Below are 5,100 nucleotides of genomic sequence, written 5' to 3' on the forward strand. Positions count from 1 at the left end.
CGACACCACATCCGACAACCGACGATCCGACTCCGGCTTCACCCACCCAGCACGAGGCATACACCTAAAACTACACGCATGTAACCTTAACTGAACGGTATTGCGGTTTGTTGTCCACTTCACCCCCACCAGCTCATCCTGGATGAACCTCGTCGAACGCTGGTTCGCCGAACTGACCACCAAGAAACTCCAACGCTCCACCCACCGCACCGTACGAGCACTCAACGCCGACATCAGAGCGTGGATCGAGACCTGGAACGACAACCCCCGCCCCTACGTGTGGGTCAAGACCGCTGACCAGATCCTCGACTCCATCGCCCACTACTGCACACGAATTAATGACTCAGGACACTAGGACTTCGAACTCGCCGACCTGCAAGAATCCACGCCGAACTCACACATCGGCTGTCACTGAGGACAGTTTCACCGCGGGGCCGTCATTCGACATCATCCGACGCGGAGGATCTCCATGCACCCGAATCCCAGATTGCCGCCATCCTCTCCCTGGCCTCGGGCTAAACGGGCGTCTAGTCTCAATTGCCCGCCTCACCGCCTGCTCAAGTACATCAAGAACCTCGAATGGAATAGGCGTATGTCCGTCCGTCGCGGTGCGTGCGGCACCCAGTTTCTCGGCGAGGCCTTTGCACACCTCGGTGATATCCAGCACACTCATCCTCAGCACAACCTGCGCCAAACCGTCTGCTGCAAAATACCTTTCGACGCAACCAGGGCTCCGCAAACCGTTCGAGCGTGTGGCCTGTGGCGTGGCGGCCGACCGGTCGACACCTCGTTGACCTGGGGTCCTGCCCCCCCCCCCGGCTCAGCCAGGCCCGGTCGTGAAGACGAGGTGGCGCAGGGTCTGGGAGAAGCACCACTCTCCCTCGACCGAGACGTCGACTGCGCCGTCCGGGAGCGCCGATGCGCGGTCGGTCGCCTGGCGCCATGCGCCTTCTACCGCGCCCCAGGCCCCGCGCAGTCCCTCGGCGTCCTCGGCGCGCCGCTGCGTCCCGCAGGCTCCTGCCGACAAAGCGGGCACCCTCGAGCTTCAGCGAGTGGGGACCGCGGACACGTCTTCGAAGGTGCCAGCCGACCCCTGGATTCATTGTCAGACACGGCCTAGGCGTTCCGGCCTCAGTGGACTTGGCCGGCGGCTGCGGGACCGATCCGCGGCCGTCGCACGAGTTCGCACGTCAGGCGCAGGGCGCCGACCGCGGTGAGAACCGTCAACACTGACCATGCGGGCATGATCAGTGCTGGCGGGATGATGAGCAGGGATGCGGCCGCCGTGAGGAGGCGGTCCGGCACGAGCTGATGGTGATCGCGCCATCGGTAGGCGACATCGGCGGCGTAGAACAGACCCACCCCGCCACTGAGGGCGATGGCCGGCAGCAGCGGTAACGGGTCGAACACGTGCTCGAGCGCCACGCTGGCGCCGAAGCCGAAGAAGGCGACCCCGGCGACCAGGGGAAGGTGGAGGTAGCTGTAGGCGTCGCGGGCCAGTCGGGCGCGTTCGGGCCCGTCGGCGTCTTTGAGGCGTTGCTCGGCGCCGGCGGTCAGACCGAAGTAGGTCCACCACAACGAGGCGGCGATCAGGACTCCGAGGACAGCGGCGGCGAGCACGACCGGTTGCTGCAGGTGCTCGCTGGCCCCGGTGCCCAGCCCGACGACGGCTTCACCGAGCGCGATGATGATGATGTTGCCGTGGCGCTCGACGAAGTAGGAGGGCATTACCCGGAAAACCTCGACCCCGGCGACCAGGGGTCCGCCGAAGTCGATGATGGCTGCGCCGATCCAGAGCAGCTCTCGGTAGGGGGCTGGGAAGGCGGCGGCGACGGCGATCAGGACTGGTGCGATGAGCAGGCTCGGGGCCAGCCGCAGGAGGCCTGCACGGAGGTGTTCGTCGTCGTGGGAGGCGTCCACGACGAACAAGACCAGGTGGATGACGCGGATGGCGAGCAGGGCAAGCCCGAAGACGAAGGCTCCGGTGCTGAACGCGGTCGGGAGTGCGCTTACGGCCAGCAGCATCGCAGCCATGGCGGCGATGACCAGGCAGCGAAATACCACCCGATTCGTGGTGAAGGTGTTGGTGAGCCAGGTGTAGCAGACCCAGGCCCACCACACCGCCAGTAGGCCGAGCACACCATGACCGAAACCCCGCCACGAAACGTCGTCCCGCACCAGCTCGGTCAGCTGCGCCATGGCGTACACGAACACCAGGTCGAAGAACAGCTCAAGGTTGCCCACCGACCCGCTGCCGCTGTCCCGCGCGTCGGCCTCGCTGCCCGGCTCAGAGTTCTCTGACATCCGCGAAATCATCCCCTTTCAAGCCCGGCAACTCCCACCCTCACCGACGGTGCTGCCGCGCTGCCCGGACCGACCGGGCTGCGCCCTTGGTCAGGGTCACAGCATTTCTAGTGGTCGCGGTCCGCTCGGGGGCGGGAACGCACGGTCCAGAGCATCCAGGTCTTCGCGGGTCAGCTCCACGTCCAGTGCTGTGGCGTTGTCTCGCACGTGCTGCGGGCTGCTCGCCTTGGGGATCGTGCAGAGCGAGTCGCGGCGCAGCACCCAGGCGATGCCCGCCGCCGCGGCGCTGACGCTGTGACGCGCCGCGACGTCGTTCAGCGTCGTGTCGTGAAGGATGCGGCCCTGCTCGATCGGCGAATACGCCATGACCGGCAGCTGGTGGTCGGCGCACCACGGCAGGAGGTCGTACTCCGGTCCTCGCCGCGACAGGTTGTACAGCACCTGATCCGTGGCCAGCCCGCTGCTGCCCGGCACGTCCTGCAGGTCGGCGAGGGCCCGGTGGTCGAAGTTGCTGACGCCCCAGTATCGGATTTTCCCGTCCTCGACGAGCTGTTGGAAGGCCGCGACGGTGTCCTGCAGCGGGTACCTGCCCTGCCAGTGCAGCAGGTAGAGGTCGATCCGATCGGTGCCCAGGCGTTTCAGGCTGCGTTCGCAGGCCGCGATCGTGCCGGAACGGGAGGCGTGGGACGGAAGGACCTTGCTGACCACGAATGCCTCGTCGCGGCGACCCGCCAATGCTTCACCGACCACCTCCTCCGCGCCGCCGTCAGCGTACATCTCGGCGGTGTCGACCAGCGTCACGCCCAGCTCGAGGCCGGCGTGCAGCGCGGCGACCTCGTCGCCGCGGCGGCCGGGGTCCTCACCCCAGCCCCAGGTGCCCTGGCCCAGCACAGGGATGGACTCCCCGCTCGGCAGCGTTATCCGTCGCATCCGCGATCACTTCCTTCTGGTTGTCCTGAGGTGGGACGTGGGCTGAGATCCTCGAAGGGCCGGCGCGTCCGCGACCGGTGCTGGCTTACTGCTTGGGTCATCGGTCGAGTTGGAAGACGGCCCGGACGCAGCCGTCCTGCTTGTACTTAAACATCTCGTAGCCGTGGGGTCCTTGGTCCAGCGGCATCATGTGGGTGGCGAGGTGCTCGGTAGAGAGGTCGCCGTCGGCGATGTGCTGCAGGATCTGGGGGATGTAGCGATGGCCGTGCTGCTGGGCCCCGCGCACGGTCATGCTCTTGTTCACCATCGCACAGAGCGGGAATTTGTCGACGAACCCGCCGAAGACTCCGAGGATGAAGAGGCTGCCGCCTTTGCGGCAGGCGTAGATCGCCTCTCGGAGGGCGGTGGGCCGGTCGGACTGCAGCCGCAACTGCTGCTTGACCTGGTCGTATACGTAAGCCGGGCCGGGAGATGTGCAGGCGTTCACAGACGACGAGCGGGCCAACGCCGATGACTACGCGGCGACGACAGGTGGCGTCGTCGAGCAGCTCCGCAAATAGGTATACGTCGAGCTGCCTGACCACAGACGAAAGATAGTCACCGACGCCCTCGATGTGCTCGACTTCGGCTCACCCGCCCTCGTCGCCCAGCGGTTGGGCGCGCTCACGCAGCAGCAGGTACGCGGGCAACCCCACCGATGCCCCAAGTAGAGACGCGATCGCCACAGCGGTACGAGATCTTGTCGGCAGGCCGTCGTCGATTGCGGCCAGGGCGAGCAACGGCCTCCGATGTCGTCGCCGAAGGGTTTCCGGAGCTGACGCGAGCGCAGTTTGTCGAGTTCTTCTGCGCCACCCATCGCGGCGTGAGCCCCGATAGCGAGATGACTCGCATCGAATGGGTCTACCCGCGCCTTGACGGGGACGATCCCGCTACGGTCCAGTGTCACCGTAACTGAAACGGGACACGCTCACGCCTTGGCCAAAGCCGGTGTCAACACCCGGGATTCCGTCGGCGCGACCCTGATGCAAGCTCGCTTTGGGGCGCGCTCACGTCGGGAAACCAGGCGGCGTGCATGCTGGTTCGGTTAGGCGAGCGGGGGAGACGACTGCGTGGCCGGGCGGCTAATGGAACTGTTCGCGGTAGTCGTTCGGCGTCATGCCTGTGATGGTTCGGAAGGTGCGGTAGAACGAGCGTTCGTCGTTGAAGCCCGCTTCCCGCGAGATGTGAGAAATAGACTTTGTGGGGTGGTTGCGGAGCAGGTTCTGTGCGGCTTCAACGCGGGCCCTGCGCAGGTAGTCCATGAGCGTGTAGTCGGTGTCGTGAAAGAGTCGGTAGAGGCTTCTGCGGGACAATCTCACCGCATCGGCGATGCGGTCGGCGTCGAGGTCAGGGTCGGTGAGGTGTGCATGAATGTAGGCGATTACTTGATCGCGACGAAGGAGCGCGGGTATCTCGGCCGGCGGGCGTAGGGGGCTAGTCAGCCGTAGCAAAGACACGGCTAATGAGGCTGCGTGCGGTTCGAGTCGGGCTGCTGCGACGGGGTCGTCGGCCTGGTAGTGGGCCAGTTGGGTGAAGAATGCAGACACAGCGGAGAGAACTCCAGAACACTCCATGGGTGTGGCGAGGATATCGGTGGTGCGGTCCATGCCGGCTAGTGCGAAGGCGCGATCGGCGCCCACCTGGACGACCACCTGCTCGTAGGGTCCATCGGCGCGCATGCGGAACGGCAGGGAGCTGTCGTAGATGAACAGCGATCCGGGTGCGGAGTTATTGTCAAGACCTGTGGATGGGCGAGTTTCAGGCGGCCTCCTCGGAGTCTGAGTTGGGGTCGGGTTCGACGAGTTTGCCTTTTTCGAAGGTGGCGCC

4 protein-coding genes and 1 pseudogene are annotated in these 5,100 nt (G+C 65.6%); 1 reads left to right on the forward strand and 4 read right to left on the reverse strand.

Annotated elements, in window-relative coordinates:
* Positions 1 to 103 precede the first annotated feature (103 nt).
* Positions 104 to 355 (forward strand): annotated as a pseudogene (locus tag IEW22_RS19505) (IS630 family transposase); the annotation flags it as partial.
* A gap of 776 nt (positions 356 to 1,131) precedes the next feature.
* Here the strand turns inward: IEW22_RS19505 and IEW22_RS19510 are convergent.
* From IEW22_RS19510 to IEW22_RS19525, 4 genes are all read right to left on the reverse strand, one after another.
* Complete coding sequence (locus IEW22_RS19510; RefSeq protein WP_049701070.1) at positions 1,132 to 2,304, reverse strand: low temperature requirement protein A; 1,173 nt, start codon at positions 2,302 to 2,304, stop codon at positions 1,132 to 1,134.
* A gap of 96 nt (positions 2,305 to 2,400) precedes the next feature.
* The gene (locus tag IEW22_RS19515; RefSeq protein WP_227923055.1) at positions 2,401 to 3,195 is read right to left on the reverse strand and encodes an aldo/keto reductase; all 795 of its coding nucleotides are present in this window, start codon (positions 3,193 to 3,195) and stop codon (positions 2,401 to 2,403) included.
* Between the two features lie 136 nt (positions 3,196 to 3,331).
* Positions 3,332 to 3,739, reverse strand: a complete 408-nt coding sequence (locus IEW22_RS19520) for an MDR/zinc-dependent alcohol dehydrogenase-like family protein (RefSeq protein ID WP_229742929.1) — start codon at positions 3,737 to 3,739, stop codon at positions 3,332 to 3,334.
* Between the two features lie 616 nt (positions 3,740 to 4,355).
* The coding region (locus tag IEW22_RS19525; protein ID WP_188589007.1) for a helix-turn-helix domain-containing protein at positions 4,356 to 5,100 on the reverse strand (745 nt) is incomplete at its 5' end.

The sequence above is a fragment of the Gordonia jinhuaensis genome, from assembly GCF_014639795.1.
Classification (GTDB): domain Bacteria; phylum Actinomycetota; class Actinomycetes; order Mycobacteriales; family Mycobacteriaceae; genus Gordonia_B; species Gordonia_B jinhuaensis.